Source organism: Geomonas silvestris (genome assembly GCF_014193515.1).
GTDB classification, from domain to species: Bacteria; Desulfobacterota; Desulfuromonadia; order Geobacterales; family Geobacteraceae; genus Geomonas; species Geomonas silvestris.
In genome coordinates, this window is the sequence record NZ_BLXX01000001.1 from 624,599 (window position 1) to 638,208 (window position 13,610).

15 protein-coding genes and 1 riboswitch are annotated in these 13,610 nt (G+C 62.0%); of the genes, 3 read left to right on the forward strand and 12 right to left on the reverse strand.

The genetic code is table 11. From position 1 onward, the window contains the following. Positions 1-14: 14 nt before the first annotated feature. The 3 genes from GMST_RS02660 to GMST_RS02670 form a co-directional block, all read right to left on the reverse strand. Positions 15-875 carry a hypothetical protein gene (locus GMST_RS02660; RefSeq protein ID WP_246399167.1) on the reverse strand — a complete coding sequence of 287 codons (861 nt, stop codon included), beginning with the start codon at positions 873-875 and terminating at the stop codon, positions 15-17. A 246-nt stretch (positions 876-1,121) separates the two neighbouring features. Next, positions 1,122-1,197, reverse strand: a riboswitch (cyclic di-GMP riboswitch). 262 nt (positions 1,198-1,459) lie between these two features. Continuing rightward, the gene (locus tag GMST_RS02665; protein ID WP_183353059.1) at positions 1,460-2,839 is read right to left on the reverse strand and encodes a DUF5666 domain-containing protein; all 1,380 of its coding nucleotides are present in this window, start codon (positions 2,837-2,839) and stop codon (positions 1,460-1,462) included. 501 nt (positions 2,840-3,340) lie between these two features. Continuing rightward, the gene (locus GMST_RS02670; RefSeq protein ID WP_183353060.1) at positions 3,341-3,787 is read right to left on the reverse strand and encodes a thioredoxin family protein; all 447 of its coding nucleotides are present in this window, start codon (positions 3,785-3,787) and stop codon (positions 3,341-3,343) included. 221 nt (positions 3,788-4,008) lie between these two features. On the opposite strand from GMST_RS02670, the gene GMST_RS02675 reads away from it, so the two are divergent. Both GMST_RS02675 and GMST_RS02680 read left to right on the forward strand, forming a co-directional pair. Next, a complete protein-coding gene (locus tag GMST_RS02675) occupies positions 4,009-4,833 on the forward strand; it encodes a polysaccharide deacetylase family protein (protein WP_183353061.1) in 825 nt (274 codons plus the stop codon). A gap of 65 nt (positions 4,834-4,898) precedes the next feature. Continuing rightward, a complete protein-coding gene (locus GMST_RS02680) occupies positions 4,899-5,081 on the forward strand; it encodes a hypothetical protein (protein WP_183353062.1) in 183 nt (60 codons plus the stop codon). A gap of 236 nt (positions 5,082-5,317) precedes the next feature. Here the strand turns inward: GMST_RS02680 and GMST_RS02685 are convergent, their stop codons facing one another. The 4 genes from GMST_RS02685 to GMST_RS02700 all read right to left on the reverse strand — a co-directional run bounded on the left by GMST_RS02685 (position 5,318) and on the right by GMST_RS02700 (position 9,427). Beyond that, positions 5,318-5,914, reverse strand: coding sequence for a hypothetical protein (locus GMST_RS02685; protein WP_183353063.1), 597 nt, complete (start codon positions 5,912-5,914; stop codon positions 5,318-5,320). A gap of 9 nt (positions 5,915-5,923) precedes the next feature. After that, positions 5,924-7,129, reverse strand: a complete 1,206-nt coding sequence (locus GMST_RS02690) for a class I SAM-dependent rRNA methyltransferase (RefSeq protein WP_183353064.1) — start codon at positions 7,127-7,129, stop codon at positions 5,924-5,926. A gap of 172 nt (positions 7,130-7,301) precedes the next feature. Then, entirely contained in the window at positions 7,302-7,685 is a 384-nt protein-coding gene (locus GMST_RS02695; protein ID WP_183353065.1) for a hypothetical protein, read from the reverse strand. Positions 7,686-7,798: 113 nt separating this feature from the next. Continuing rightward, positions 7,799-9,427, reverse strand: coding sequence for an ABC-F family ATP-binding cassette domain-containing protein (locus GMST_RS02700; RefSeq protein WP_183353066.1), 1,629 nt, complete (start codon positions 9,425-9,427; stop codon positions 7,799-7,801). A 356-nt stretch (positions 9,428-9,783) separates the two neighbouring features. Here GMST_RS02700 and GMST_RS02705 point away from each other — a divergent pair, with 356 nt between their 5' ends. Beyond that, complete coding sequence (locus GMST_RS02705) at positions 9,784-10,161, forward strand: hypothetical protein (protein ID WP_183353067.1); 378 nt, start codon at positions 9,784-9,786, stop codon at positions 10,159-10,161. Here GMST_RS02705 and GMST_RS02710 read toward each other — a convergent pair. The 5 genes from GMST_RS02710 to trmFO all read right to left on the reverse strand — a co-directional run bounded on the left by GMST_RS02710 (position 10,152) and on the right by trmFO (position 13,579). Beyond that, positions 10,152-10,394: a hypothetical protein gene (locus GMST_RS02710; RefSeq protein WP_183353068.1), complete on the reverse strand. Its 243-nt coding sequence runs from the start codon at positions 10,392-10,394 to the stop codon at positions 10,152-10,154. The genes GMST_RS02705 and GMST_RS02710 overlap by 10 nt on opposite strands. A 111-nt stretch (positions 10,395-10,505) precedes the next feature. Continuing rightward, complete coding sequence (locus GMST_RS02715) at positions 10,506-11,195, reverse strand: YggS family pyridoxal phosphate-dependent enzyme (protein WP_183353069.1); 690 nt, start codon at positions 11,193-11,195, stop codon at positions 10,506-10,508. A 21-nt stretch (positions 11,196-11,216) separates the two neighbouring features. After that, a complete protein-coding gene (locus tag GMST_RS02720; protein WP_183353070.1) occupies positions 11,217-11,795 on the reverse strand; it encodes a Maf family nucleotide pyrophosphatase in 579 nt (192 codons plus the stop codon). 11 nt (positions 11,796-11,806) lie between these two features. After that, entirely contained in the window at positions 11,807-12,013 is a 207-nt protein-coding gene (locus tag GMST_RS02725; RefSeq protein WP_183353071.1) for a hypothetical protein, read from the reverse strand. 246 nt (positions 12,014-12,259) lie between these two features. Then, positions 12,260-13,579, reverse strand: coding sequence for a methylenetetrahydrofolate--tRNA-(uracil(54)-C(5))-methyltransferase (FADH(2)-oxidizing) TrmFO (trmFO, locus tag GMST_RS02730; RefSeq protein WP_183353072.1), 1,320 nt, complete (start codon positions 13,577-13,579; stop codon positions 12,260-12,262). Positions 13,580-13,610 lie beyond the last annotated feature (31 nt).

The following is a 13,610-nucleotide window of genomic DNA, read 5'->3' on the forward strand; positions in this document are numbered from 1 at the left end:
TCCTCGGCGCGGGTTCACGAGGCGAGCGCCACCGCCTGTACCTCGCTTGCCAGCACGATCCGTTCGTTCTCCAGGGCCACCGGGTGCGCGCTGTGTTCCAGGCGCTCGTAGAGGTGCAAGTACTTGGCGACCTCGCCGGCCTGCCCGGTTTTGCGGCCGTGGTACTTGCCGGTCTGGACGAAGACGGCGGTGACGGCGCGCTCGTCGTAGATGGCAAAATCGAAGGAGCTGTTTACCTCGGAGCCACCGATGTCGATGGTGGAGGGGAGTTCGTCGCGGAAGGCGAGCCGGACGTCGATGTTGTCCCGGTACTGGGCCAGCAGCACCTTTTGGACCTCGGGATCGCCCAGGTCTTCGCGGCTGGTGATGAAAATGCGGGTGATTTCGATGCCGCGGGTCACGGCACGCAGGTTGGCCTGGTAGAAGTTGATGAGCGAGCCGCGGCTGAGCCACCCCGGGGAGAGCGGGTCCACCGCCTTGATCCGGTGCAGGGCCTGGTCGGCGAGCCGCGCCCCCTCGAGGTAGAAGTCCATCTCGTCCAGCGGGATGAAGCCCTGCTGCAACAGCGCAATATTTTTCAGCGTCCCGGCGACCAGCTCTTGGGCCTTAGCCTGGCACTCCGGATCGCTTATCTGGGCCAGCGCAAAGGGGATGGCGTGCACCTGCTGGTACTGGGTGAAGAGTTCCGCCTTGGTCTTACCGATGTCCTCGCGCACCAGGTAGGTCACCAGGGAGAGCAGGATCCCGATCCCGAAGGTGAGGTAGGCTGCCATCTCGTTGTGCAGCACCATGTGGAAGAAGATGGCCAGGCCGGAGCCCGCCAAAAACTCGATGAATACCGCCATATCGTGAATCTTTTTATTCATGTTGGTCATGAAACCTCCTCTTGTGGGCAACTGCATGTCCGGCCGCCGCCAGCGGCGCGACCGGAAAAATTTGACGTTGGGAATCGGTGCTTGGCGCACCAGTTGGGAATTGCGAGATGGACAACCTTGGCTGCGGCATCGGTGCGACTCTCCCGGGCTTGCCGAGGGCCGGGGAAAGTGCGTTGCGGCGTAGTTGCCGGAAGATGATCTACACCAGGAAAAAAAATAGCCGGGTCCCGAAATGAATGTGGACATTTCGGCGACCCGGCTATCTCGAAGAGACCCTTAGGCTTTCCGTCCCACCCTCGCGGATGGTTTAGTATTGTCGTCTATCGTGCTGCGCTTTTGTTGCGTTGTTCCGGGAAAAATAGCGGAAACCAATCTAGCTGTCAAGTTAAATGTACGTTACACACACTGCAACTAAGTGTAATCACAACAGTTTACCCTATCTTTCTCTGAGAAGCGTCATTAACTCCCATGCTGCCTGCCGGGGCGGCCGGAACAGACCCGCAGCGGGTCTCCCTCCAATGATTCCGGCCCCCGGCAGCTCCCGGAAAGGAGCGCAGGCTCCCCTTCCGGGGTCTATGTGAAGCCTATTTGCCCAGTTCTATCTCCACCTGTTGGGCAGCGGCTAAGGTGTTGCTCGAGTTCCAGCGCGCCTTCACGATGGTGACCCCCAGGGTAACCTGCGCGAAGAAGGCGCTCTGGCCGACGGCCTGCTCGGCCGAGTCGGTGCTGATCCTGAACTCGGTCCCTGAAGTGGTCAGCACGGAGAGACCGAGGATGCTCAAGGTTCCGGCTGCGGCATCCTTCGCGCTCACCGGTCCCTGGATGAAGGTCTGCGAGCTGGCGCCCTTGACCACGATGCGCCGGGCGACCAGGTTGCCGTCGCGATCGGCGATGGCGCGAACCTCAACGTGCTGGCCGTTAGCGAGCGGCCCGCCGTCGATCCGGGTGAATGCGTTGATGGTGACGGTTTTCCCCACCACCGAGAAGCTGGTGGAGCTCAAAGCGGAGAGATCCGCCTCGATTTTGATGTTGCTGCGGAACGAGATTTTGCTGGTGACCAGGGCCCCGCTGCCGTTGAGCGTCCCTTCGGCCTCCAGCTGCACGCCGACGGCGAAGTCGGTCTTGAGCCCCCCTTCAAAGATGGTGGAGCTGCTGGTCAGTACCTCTTGACCGTTGATGACGAAGTCGTCGACGCTGCCGGAGGTGACGATACCTTCCACCTCGACCTTTTCGCCGGCACCGGCCAACCTGTCTTCCAGTTTCACCAGGGTGGCGGTGAGGGCGCCGGCGACCGGCGCCGCGTTGGAGCGCACCTCGACCAGCGATCCGATGCCGGCGCCGGCGGGAAGAGACCCGGTAACGGTCAGGATGGCGGCACCTCCCGGAGTGAGGCTGAGGCCGAAGCTGCCGCTCCCGAGAGCCAGCACGTACCCCTTGATCTCGAAGTCGTTGCTGGAGGTGATTTTAGCGACCCTGGTCGCCCTGAGGCCCCCCTGGTCGTCCGGGAAGCCGTGCACCTCGACCCGGTCCCCGATCTGGAAATTGGCGGCGGAGAAGACCTTGACGGTGTTGTCGTCGTTGAGCCTTGTGACGTTGTCCTCGATGTGCACGGTCTGCCCCATGACGGTGATGGTGTTGGCACCAAGGGCGCTTATGTTACCTTCAAGCACGTCGTGCGCCTCGACCTCACGCGCCACGCCGAGGCGGGTGCTGTTATCGGCGCTGCCGCGCACCTTCACCACCATGCCGACCTTGAGCTGGCTTGGGGTACCCGGGTTGTCGTCGATCTTGATGGCCGCATTGTCTATGTTGTACTCGATACCGTTGACTATGACGCTGCCAAGGGCGGTGATCACCCCCTTGCTGACCCCTTGGGCGGGTGCACTGGAGCCGGACCCACCACCGCAGGCTGAGACCAACAGGACAGAACTTAAGAGAAGCGACAGGCGAACGAGAGTATTCATGACGTGTCTCCTTTTTCCCATGGAATTGTAGTTTTCGCTGAAATCAAGTTTGCTGGCCGACGGGGTTACCGAATCGGCCGGCGAAATCCGTTCGCGGGGTAACGTCACTTACTCCCAAGGTAATGGATTTCACACCGGGAGTTCCGGTAGCTGTCGAACCTAGAGCAACCGGCGCGCCAAATGTAAACGATCCGCAAAGTTTTTGTATTCTCGGGTAGTTACTGAAGAGGAGGATATTTCATGAGGGGGTAGGAGGCTGCCAAGAAATCGAGGGAGGTTCCAAGATTTTGGCTTTTTAAAAGGTTCTTCAGGGGATTTGCCAGGGATGAAAAGGAGTTCAGCAGCACTGCTGGTGGCATGACGTCCTCACCTTTGCGAAGGGGAGACAGAGGGGATTTTAAACTCTTCCCGCTTTTGATGGCCAAGGCGTACGTGCGAAGGACAAAGTCGAATCCCGCCTGGTGGCGGCTGACCCGTAAGAGATCAGCCGCCCCCGGGGAATCAGTGCTCGCCCGTCATGTCACGGAACCAGGCGACTACCGCTTCGGCCGAGCGGGAACCGGCGAGCTGGGCTTCGGACTTGCCGTGCTGCAAAAGGTGCAAGACCGGGATGCCGCGCACCGCGAAGCGGGAGGCAAGTCCGGGACTGGTATCGGTATTTATTTGCAGGACCGCAGCCTTGCCGGCCAGCAGTTCGGCAGCTTTTCGCACCGCCGGTGCGAATGAGGTGCAGTGCGGTCACCAAGGGGCCCAGAACTCGGCGATGATGGGACCGCTGTAACCGGCGAGGAAGGCATCGAAGTTTTCGTCGTTTACCTGCTGCGGCTCGAAATAAAGCGGCGGGAGCGTGGCGCGGCAGTTGCCGCAGTGCCCGGCAATCCCCTGTTTCTCGCCGGGGACCCGGTTCGCGCTGCCGCAGGACCTGCAGGTGATCAGATAGCTGGACATGGCATATCTCCTTGTCAAAGGGTTTCGGACCCTGGGCTGTCAGCCATTGTACCAGTTTTCCGGGAACCGCACGAGCAGCGCTCCCATCCCTTTCCGGCAGGGCCGGCACTTTACCTTGGCAAGGGCGATTCGGCGTTTCACATTTTTTGCTTTTCTGTTATGGTAGGAAATTGCTTCGCCCGGCGAGGCTAATTAACGGAAAGTCCGGAGGTTTTCAATCAATGTTTAGATGCCGAACCCTGCTCCTTGTACTCTGCGCGTTCCTGCTGGCGCTCACCTGCGCCCAGGCTGCCCCCACCCCCGCCAAAGCCGGCGCTCCTGCGGCCAGCCAGGAGGTGAGCGTTCCGATACTGCTGTACCATCGTTTCGGCCCCACCGTCGCCGACGGCATGACCATCAAGACCTCCGTCTTCGAGGAGCACCTGAAGTACCTCAGGGACAATGGCTACAAGGTGATTCCGCTGCGCACCCTGGTGGATTACTACCTGAAGAAGGGCCCGGCGCCGGCACCGAAATCGGTTGTGATCGTCGAGGACGACGCGCACAAATCGGTCTACAGCGACATGCTCCCGCTGGCGAAGAAGTACAACGTGCCGGTCACCGTTTTCGTGTACCCGTCCGCGATCTCCAACGCGAAGTACGCCATGACCTACGACCAGTTGCGCACCCTGAAGAAAAACGGCTTCGACATCCAGTCGCACACCTTCTGGCACCCCAACTTCAAGCGCGACAAGAAGAAGATGACCCCGGCCGAGTACGAGAAGTCCGTCACCACGCAGCTGAAGAAATCCAAGGAGCGCCTGGAGAAGGAACTGGGCGGTACGGTGGATCTTTTGGCCTGGCCGTTCGGGATCTACGACGACTACCTCTTGAAGCGCGCCGGCGAGGTAGGCTACAAGGCGACCTTCACCATCGAGGCACACCACGCCTCGCCGCGCGACAACGTGATGAAGCTGCCGCGCTACCTGTTGATCAACGCCGACCAGGGGAAAAACTTCGCACGCATCCTGGAAGGGTCCGCGCCCAAACGCAACGTGGTCTACTAAGAGAGACGGGTTGAGGTTAAGGTTAAGAAAGGCAGAACCTGTAGAACCGGTGGAGAGCTTCTGAGATGGCAAGCGAGCTGCACGAGAACAAGAAGTACCCTTGCCCTGACTGCACCTTCTGCCAGTGGTGCTCGGACGACCGCTGCAGGAAGTGCCGCAGCGGGGCCAAGTGCCCCCGCAAGCTCTCTCAGGCCGAACAGATTGAGCTGTACGAGAAGCTGAACCAGCCGCAAAAGCCCAAAGAGTAAGATAATCGCAGGAACGAAAAAAGGAGACGCCCGGCACCGCCGGCGTCTCCTTTTTTTATTGGCCTCGCATGAGTTTGAACGTGGAAAGTAGTTCCACGAAGCGCAGCAGCAGAACTCGCGTCCCCCACTTTGCAAAAGGGGGGAGCGAGAGAACAGCCCCTTCGCCGACTAAAGTCACTCCTCAGTGATTGCAAAGGAACCTTTACGCGAAGCATTCCTTTCAGGCAACGCCCTTCTTAAGTCTCCTTCCCCTGTCGCACCCGCACCTTCTGCACCTTGAGGCGCACCTTTTCTCCGGTCAGCTCCCGGTACAGCTCGGCCAGGTAGCGCACGGTGACGATCTTGTGCAGATAGGCCTGGGTGAGCCGGTAGAGTTGCCGGCGCAACAGCGAGGGGCGCGCACTTCCCAATAGCAGCGGACAGTAGTCGGAAAGCTGCACGACGACCCGCACGCCACCCGGCTCGGGCTCGGCGAAGAGCGAGAAGAGGCCGCGATCGCACTCCTTGGGCTGCACCAGGATCCCGCCGTTGATGCGCAAGTGCACCTCACCCACCCCTTCCCCCTTCGGGTACTCGGGGGGCTGGAAACTCAGGAGCGCAATCCTGCTCCCGAAGAGCCGGAACTGGACGCCCTCCTCGTTCTGCGCCGGTCGGATCAGCGAGAAGGTCCAGTCCTGCACCAGGCGCAGATAGCGTTCGAACAGCAAGCGGGGGGTCACCGGACACAGCAGGGGATCCGGCAGCACCAGCCACTGCACCGAATAGACCGAGGCATCCGGCTCGAGGATCTGCTGGCAGGCCACTTCCCGCGCGGTATCCCGTTTTCCCCACATCGCGTCCCCCTACAGCGTCCCTTTCACCGAGATCGCGTATTTCAGGTAGCGCCCCTCCGGGAAGGTCACCGGATAGGGGAAATCTTCCGGCTGTCCGAAGAGCTGGACCACCTGAAGTGAGTGCCCCGCCTGGAGTGCGCCGCGGCGCAGTTCCTTAAGGTAGTCAGCCAGGTCGACCTTCTGGTGATTGGAGCAGGTGATCAGCAGCCCGCCCTCCTTGAGCAGTTTCAGCGCTGCCGCCACCAGGTCCGAGGTGCCGCCGCGGGTCGTGAAGCGGCTCTTCGAGGTGGTGGAAAACGAAGGAGGGTCCATGACGATGACGTCGAAGACCCGCTTGGTGCGCCCAAGCTCCTCGAGCACCGCCAGGCAGTCCCCCTGCAGGAACTCGTGGCGCTTGGGGTTCATGTGGTTCACGCTGAAGTTGCTGCGGGCTATATCGAGATAGCTCGGGGAGGCGTCGACGCTGGTCACCTGGCTCGCACCGGCGGACGCGGCGGCCACCGAAAAGGCGCCGGTGTAGCAGAAGAGGTTCAAGACCCGCTTCCCCGCCACGCGCGCCATCAGGTCGCGACGGTTGTTGCGCTGGTCCAGAAAAAGCCCCGTGTTCAGGCCGCGTTCCAGGCTCACCTGGAAGTTCAGGCCGTTTTCCTTTACCGTGAGCGGCTCGGGCGCGGCGCTCCCCGCCAAGAGGCGCCCGTACTTCTTGGAATCGCTCTCCGCCTCCAGTTCCCGGGTCTTCTGGGGCCGGGCCTTCTCGTAGATCCCCGCCGGGTCGAGAAGCTCCTGGAGCGCCTGGGTGATGAGCTTCAGGTGCCTGCGCCAGGCGCCGCAGTAAAGCTGCACCATGAGGTACTCGCCGTAGCGGTCCACGGTGAACCCCGGGAGCCCGTCACCTTCGGCATTGACGAGGCGGTAGGCCGTGGTTTCCTCGAGCTGGGCGTGGTTCAGGCGCAGGGCGATGGCCGCCTGCAGCCGCGTCTTGATCCAGCCGCGGTCGAGGGTCATGCGCTGGCGCGCCAGGACCCGCGCCACGATCCGCTCGCCGGGATCAAGGAGCGCCGTGGCCAGAAAACGCCCGGAGGGGTCGGTCAGCTCGATCAGGTCACCCGCCTGCCCTGCCGGCCATTTCTTGGTGTAGGCGTCGGCGATGATCCAGGGGTGGCCGAGTTCCAGCATCCGGACCGATTCGGAGCCGACGACGAAGCTTGGTGCCATAAAACCAGTTCCTTTTATCGTTGCGTTGCAGTTCACCCGCCCGAAGGGGTGATGATCGTGTGTTTCGCCTGTTGCGTCCTAAGTCCATAAATAAAGGGGCGGCGGCTTTGGGTACTCCGGGATGTCCCGAAGAGCCGAAAACCCCGCCCCCGTGTCTTTGCTGCTCGGGTGCCTAGTGGGTGGCCTGCGACTTGCCGCCCTGCTCCGCCGCCAGCTCCTGACGGGCCTGATCCATCGCTTCCATCTGCTTGAGCTGCTCGCCCAGCCAGTAGTGCAGCTCGCGTGCGGTCTGGTAGTTGAGCACGACGCCGGTGGTGACGTGACGCACCAGGCTGCGGCCCAGATCTTCCGGCTCAACCTCGGTCTCCGGACCGATGGTGCCGGCCGGGGTGATCTGGTGCGAGATGGAATTGGGGAGCGGCTGGCGCTCGAGGTAGAAGTTCATCACCAGTTCGCCGCGCGGCGAAAGACCACCGTGGGCCCCGTTGACGTAGGTCGGACTGTAGTCGTAGGTGAAGACGTATTTAAAGGTCATCTCCGGCTTGTTGTTCGACATGGTTCGCTCTCCTTTTCCATAAACGTAAATTCGCAACCCATGCCTTATAGCATGGAGGCGGGTTCAAGGCAAACGGGGATTTATATAAATGTTAGTGAAAGCTTGATCAAAAATCAGTGCACCGTGTGATGGGTCTTGGAGAGGTAGTAGTCGTAGTTCCCCTCGTAGAGCCGCATCTCGCCGTGGTCCACCTCGATGACCCGATCGACCAAAAGGCGCAGGAAGTGCCGGTCGTGGCTCACCAGGATGACGGTTCCCGAGAAGTTGGCCAGGGCGTCCAGGAGGATCTCGCGGCTGCGGATATCCAGGTGGTTGGTCGGCTCGTCCAGCACCAGGAAGTTGACCGGCCGGGCCAAAAGGGTCGCCAGGACCACGCGGCTTTTCTCCCCGCCGGAGAGCATCTCGACCCGCTTGTCCACGTCGTCGCCCTGGAACAGGAAGGATCCCAGCAAGTTGCGGATCACCCCGATGGTCGCAGTGGGCATCACGTCCTGCAGGGTCTCGAAGATGGTCTTCTTCGGGTCGAGAACTTCCATGGCGTGCTGGCTGAAGTAGCCGAGCTCCACGTTGGCGCCCAAGGTGACGTTCCCCGCGGTCGGCTCGGTCTGCCCGGCCAGTACCTTGAGGAAGGTGGACTTGCCCGCACCGTTCACCCCGACCACGGCGATCTTGCTCAGGCGCTTGATGACGCCGGTTACCCCCGAGAAGATCGGGTGCTCGCTACCGTCCGGGTTCTGCCAGCTCTTGGCCAGCTTATCCATGGCCACCACGTCGTCGCCGCTTCGGGGCGGCTCGTTGAAGACGAAGCGGACCACCTTCTCTTCGGGCGGGATCTCGATGCGCTCGATCTTGTCGATCTTCTTCACCCGGGACTGCACCTGGGCCGCGTGCGAGGCGCGGGCGGCGAAACGGGCGATGAAATCCTCTTCCTTGGCAAGCATCTCCTGCTGGCGCTTGTAGCTCGCCAAAAGCTGCTCGCGGCGGATGTCGCGCTCCTTCTCGTAGAAGTCGTAGTTCCCGCCGTAGGTGGTGATGGTCTTGTTGGCCACCTCGATGATGCGCCCGACGACCCGGTTCATGAAATCGCGGTCATGGCTGGTCATCAGGAGCGCCCCCTTGAACTCGCTGGCGATCCACTCCTCGAGCCAGATGATCGACTCCACGTCCAGGTGGTTGGTCGGCTCGTCCAAGAGGAGCACGTCGGGACAGAGGGTGAGGATCCCGGCTAGGGCTATCCTCATGCGCCAGCCGCCCGAGAAGGATTCCACCGGGTTGTGGAAGCGGTCCGGGCCGATCCCCAGGCCGGTCAGCACTTCTTGGGCGCGCGAGTCGAGGTCGTAGCCGCCGCGGTGCTCGAACTCCTCCATGGCGACGCCGTAGCGCTCCAAAAGCGCAGCCATGTCGTCGTCGGACATCGGCTCGCCCATCTGCTCCTCCATCTTCTTCAGCTCGCCGGCCAGGCGCACCGTCTCGGCCGATACCGCCATCACCTCCTCGAGCGCCGAACGCCCCTTCATCTCCCCAACGGTCTGGGAGAAGTAGCCGACGCTGGTCTTCTTGGCGAGGGTGATATCACCGGCATCGACCTCCTCCTCGCCGGTGATGATGCGGAACAGCGAGGTCTTCCCCGCGCCGTTGGGGCCGACCAGCCCGGTGCGGGTGCCGGGAAGAATCTGGAAGCTGGCTTCGCGGAACAGGACCTGCGAGCCGTACTGCTTGGTGATGTTGGACAGATGAATCATGAACGGGTCTCCTACCTTGGCTAAGTCACAAGCGTTCAGCGTTAGCATGAACCGCCCGAAGCTTACAACTTAATTTTTGCACAGGGTTTTACGAGCTACGGGCGGGGCGAAGACTGGGAGAACTTCGCCCTATCAGGGAGAAGGTGCGAACGGCACACAGCGCCCTGTGCAAGAGTTGTGCAGCCGCCGCTGAGCGGTTAGCTGGCAGCGTGCCGGCGGGGCAACCGGTCGCGCCATAACCTATTGAATTCAGTACAGGAAACTATTGACGTGAAATAATCTTGTAGGAGAGATGTTTCGGCGTTCTTTATGCTGGGGAAGTTCTCGCAGGCAACTGTCTCATGAGGAGGGCTGTCATGACAAACGTGTTCGAGGGCTTCATGCTGACTATCATCCTGATGCTGGCGCTGACCATCCTGCCGCGCATCATCTGGGCCTATCTCAAGGTGGAGGAATCCTGGCAGCATCACGACCTGGAGGCCCTGCACGAGCTGCAGCACGAGCGCAACTCCTGGCTGCTGCGCCACTTCAGCTGCGGTACGGCCGCCGTCATTCTGCTCTGGATCGTGGAAGCGAGACCGGCCCTGGAAATTTCGCACCGGGTGACCGTCGCCGTCGGCGTCTACGCCGGGTGCTGCCTGGTCTTCGCGGCGCTCGAGTGTCTGATCTGGTTCAGGATCCACCGGTACCTGTCCCTGGTCCCGGTAAAAGTGTCCAAGCGCGATCAGCGCTGAGCCTTCCTCTTGAGCAGGAACTCGACCAGGCGCCGCAAGAGGTTCGCCAGGTAGATGGAGACGAACATGATGAGGGCGACGTTGACGAACCGGGTCCAGATGGGATCCGGCACCAGCGTCGTCCTCTTCAGGTTCGCGACCAGGTACCAGACGCTCAGGGCTACCCCCACCAGCCCGCCCGCCGCTACAAAAGGCCGCCTGAGCGGGGATATCGGTTTCTTGTCATTCTGCATTGTGCGATTACCAGCCTGCCCGCTCAGGGCTAATCCCTGAACGAATCCGCAGGTCCCTGTTCCCTATTCCCCGGTCCCTAGCCTCTAGCCCCTAGTCCCCAGACCCTGCCTTTATCCTCTTGAGCCGAAGAGTGCCGAGCCGACCCGGACCAGGGTGGCCCCTTCGGCGATGGCGGCCTCGAAATCCCCGGACATCCCCATGGAGAGTTCCTGCATTGCCACTCCCGGGATGGCGGCTCCCTCGATCTCCCCGGCGAGTTCCTTCAGACGGCGGAAGTAAGGGCGCGCCGCCTCGGGGTCGTCGAAGAACGGCGGCATGGTCATGAGCCCCTTGATGCGCAGGTTGGGGAGTTGGGCGATCTCCCGCACCAGGTCGATGAGCTCCTCGCAGCTCGTGCCGCTCTTGGTGGCCTCCTGCGCGATGTTCACCTGGACCAGGATGTCGCAGACCTTGCCGATTTCGCCCCACTGCCGGTCGATCTCGCGCGCGAGCGAGATGCGGTCCACCGAATGGATCAGATCCACCATCCCGGCGATCTGGCGCACCTTGTTGCTCTGCAGGCTGCCGATGAAGTGCCAGGAGATGTCAGAGGAAAGTTCCTTCACCTTGGGGACCAGTTCCTGGACGTAGTTTTCGCCGAAGATGAGCTGCCCGCAGGCGTCCCTGGCTTCGGCGATGGCTGAGGCCGGCTTGGTCTTGCTGACCGCAACCAGGCGCACCGAATCGGGGTCGCGGCCGGCACGACGGGCGGCTTCGGCGATGCGCCTGCGGATCTCCTCGAAGTTCTCTGCTATCGTCACAGTCCCCTCCTCAAAAACCTGCTAATCGAGCGCGCCCATGGTGCGCAGCGTTTCTACGACCTCGCACAAGGGCAGACCGACCACGTTGCTGTAGGATCCGTCGATCTTCTGCACCATGTGGGCCGCGCCCCCCTGGATGGCGTAGGCACCCGCCTTGTCGAACGGGCAGCCGGTGGCGATGTAGGCGTCGATCTCCTCTTGCCGCAGACTTTTGAAGAAAACCTTGGTGCGCACCGCCTGGCTCAGCGCAGCATCGCGCTCCCGGTCGTACACGGCATAGCCGGTCACCACCTCGTGGGGGACTCCCGAAAGTTTCTTGAGCATCCGGTCGGCATCGGCGGCATCCTTGGGTTTCCCCATGATCTCTCCGTCGCACAAAACGATGGTATCGGCACCGACGAAGAAACGCCCCTCGGTGCGGGAGGCCGCGGCGCGGGCCTTTTCTTCGGCCAAACGCAAGACGTGGTCCACCGGTTCCTCACCGGGAAGCGGGGTCTCGTCAATGTCGGCTGGGGCCACCACGAACGTGATGCCCGCGGATTCCAGAAGCTCGCTGCGGCGGGGCGATGCCGAGGCGAGCACAATCGGTCTACTGTTCATTACCAACTCCTTTACTGCTGTTTTGCCTGGTTGCGGCGACACCAGCGCGCCAGGACCCAGATCGCCGCCAGCACCGCCGCTCCAATGATGACGCTAATCACCTTACCCGTTGCCAAGCCGTAAATCAGCGACACCACTCCCATGATAACAACGAGCGCCTCCAATGAAAAGAGTCGCCCCACCACGCAGATCTCCTGATGTTCCTTGTTGCCCGGCATAGGACACCTCCAGAGAGACAGGTTGAGGTTGAGCAAAACCTGCGACCAAATCGGCTACCGCACCCCCCTCCCTTGACGGGAGGGGGCGGGGGGGTGGGTGAAGCTGCCATCGGCAATGATGTGTGACCTGTCTTCCCCCTCACCCTGTCCCGCAAGGGGAGAGGGGACCTAATTGGACGGCTTTCCCCAAATTTCCGGATAAACCTCCCACAAGGGGCGGGGAGCTTCAGGGTTTGTATCTCGCCGCTACTTAACCTTAACCTCAACCTGCAGTTTCCACGGTTCCAGGGCTTCCAGGCCGCGCTGGGCCAAGAGTCCTCGTTTTTCCTTCTTCTTCACCCGGCCGGGGAGCGGCGGGAAGAGGCCGTAGTTCACGTTCATCGGCTGGAAGTGGGCCGCCTCGGCGTTGGTGATGTGCACCGCCAGGGCGCCGATTGCGGTCTCGGCCGGCGGTACGGTAAGCGGCTCGCCCAGGGCTTGCCGGGCGGCGTTGACGCCGGCCACGAAGCCGCTCGAGGCGGACTCGACGTACCCCTCGACGCCGGTGATCTGGCCGGCGAAGAAGAGGCGCGGATCGCTCTTCAGGCGGCAGGTCGGCTCCAGAAGCGTCGGGGCGTTGATGAAGGTGTTGCGGTGCATGGAACCAAGGCGCACGAACTCGGCGTTCTCAAGCCCGGGGATCATCCGGAAGATGCGCTTTTGTTCGGGCCAGGTGAGCTTGGTCTGGAAGCCGACCAGGTTGTACATGCTCGCCTCGCGATTTTCCTGGCGCAACTGGATCACGGCGTGCGGTTCGACCCCCACCCGCGGATCTACGAGCCCCACCGGCTTCATGGGACCAAAGCGCAGGGTCTCCGGGCCGCGGCTCGCCATCTCCTCGATCGGCATGCACCCTTCGAAGTGCACCACCTTCTCGAAGCTCTTGGGCTCCACCTTCTCGGCGTTCAGTAACTCGGTCACGAAATTCTGGTACTGCTCCTGGTCCATGGGGCAGTTCAGGTAGTCGTCGCCGTCCCCCTTGCCGTAGCGCGAGGCGCGGAAGGCCTTTTCGTAGTCGATCGATTCGGCCGAGACGATCGGCGCAATGGCGTCGTAAAAGTAGAGGTAGTTCCCGGCCAGCCGGCCGATCTCCTCTGCCAGCGCGCCGGAGGTGAGCGGCCCGGAGGCGACCACCACGATCCCCTCGGCCGGGATCTCGCTGACCTCTTCGCGCACCACGGTGATGAGCGGGTGCCCCTCGATCTTTTCGGTGAGGTACGCCGAGAAGAGCTCGCGGTCCACGGCGAGCGCGCCGCCGGCCGGCACCTTGGTCGCCTCGGCCGCTTCCATGAAGAGCGAGCCCAGGCGGCGCAGCTCCTCCTTCAAAAGCCCCACCGCGTTCTCCAGCGAGTCGCCGCGCAGCGAGTTGGAGCAGACCAGTTCGCCCAGCCCGGGAAGCTCGTGTGCCGGGCTGAACTGCACCGGTTTCATTTCGTACAGGGTCACCGGCACCCCGCGGGAAGCGAGCTGCCAGGCGGCTTCGCAGCCTGCCAGGCCACCGCCGATTACGGTTACGTTTTGCGTCATTAATGCTCCTTGCTGATAATCGCTGTCATCG

Bases quoted from the DNA above. Each gene is read 5' to 3' on its own strand.
- GMST_RS02660 (WP_246399167.1), bottom strand. From the start codon at position 875: ATGACCAACATGAATAAAAAGATTCACGATATGGCGGTATTCATCGAG.
- GMST_RS02665 (WP_183353059.1), bottom strand. From the start codon at position 2,839: ATGAATACTCTCGTTCGCCTGTCGCTTCTCTTAAGTTCTGTCCTGTTG.
- GMST_RS02675 (WP_183353061.1), top strand. From the start codon at position 4,009: ATGTTTAGATGCCGAACCCTGCTCCTTGTACTCTGCGCGTTCCTGCTG.
- GMST_RS02680 (WP_183353062.1), top strand. From the start codon at position 4,899: ATGGCAAGCGAGCTGCACGAGAACAAGAAGTACCCTTGCCCTGACTGC.
- GMST_RS02685 (WP_183353063.1), bottom strand. From the start codon at position 5,914: ATGTGGGGAAAACGGGATACCGCGCGGGAAGTGGCCTGCCAGCAGATC.
- GMST_RS02690 (WP_183353064.1), bottom strand. From the start codon at position 7,129: ATGGCACCAAGCTTCGTCGTCGGCTCCGAATCGGTCCGGATGCTGGAA.
- GMST_RS02695 (WP_183353065.1), bottom strand. From the start codon at position 7,685: ATGTCGAACAACAAGCCGGAGATGACCTTTAAATACGTCTTCACCTAC.
- GMST_RS02700 (WP_183353066.1), bottom strand. From the start codon at position 9,427: ATGATTCATCTGTCCAACATCACCAAGCAGTACGGCTCGCAGGTCCTG.
- GMST_RS02705 (WP_183353067.1), top strand. From the start codon at position 9,784: ATGACAAACGTGTTCGAGGGCTTCATGCTGACTATCATCCTGATGCTG.
- GMST_RS02710 (WP_183353068.1), bottom strand. From the start codon at position 10,394: ATGCAGAATGACAAGAAACCGATATCCCCGCTCAGGCGGCCTTTTGTA.
- GMST_RS02720 (WP_183353070.1), bottom strand. From the start codon at position 11,795: ATGAACAGTAGACCGATTGTGCTCGCCTCGGCATCGCCCCGCCGCAGC.
- GMST_RS02725 (WP_183353071.1), bottom strand. From the start codon at position 12,013: ATGCCGGGCAACAAGGAACATCAGGAGATCTGCGTGGTGGGGCGACTC.
- trmFO (WP_183353072.1), bottom strand. From the start codon at position 13,579: ATGACGCAAAACGTAACCGTAATCGGCGGTGGCCTGGCAGGCTGCGAA.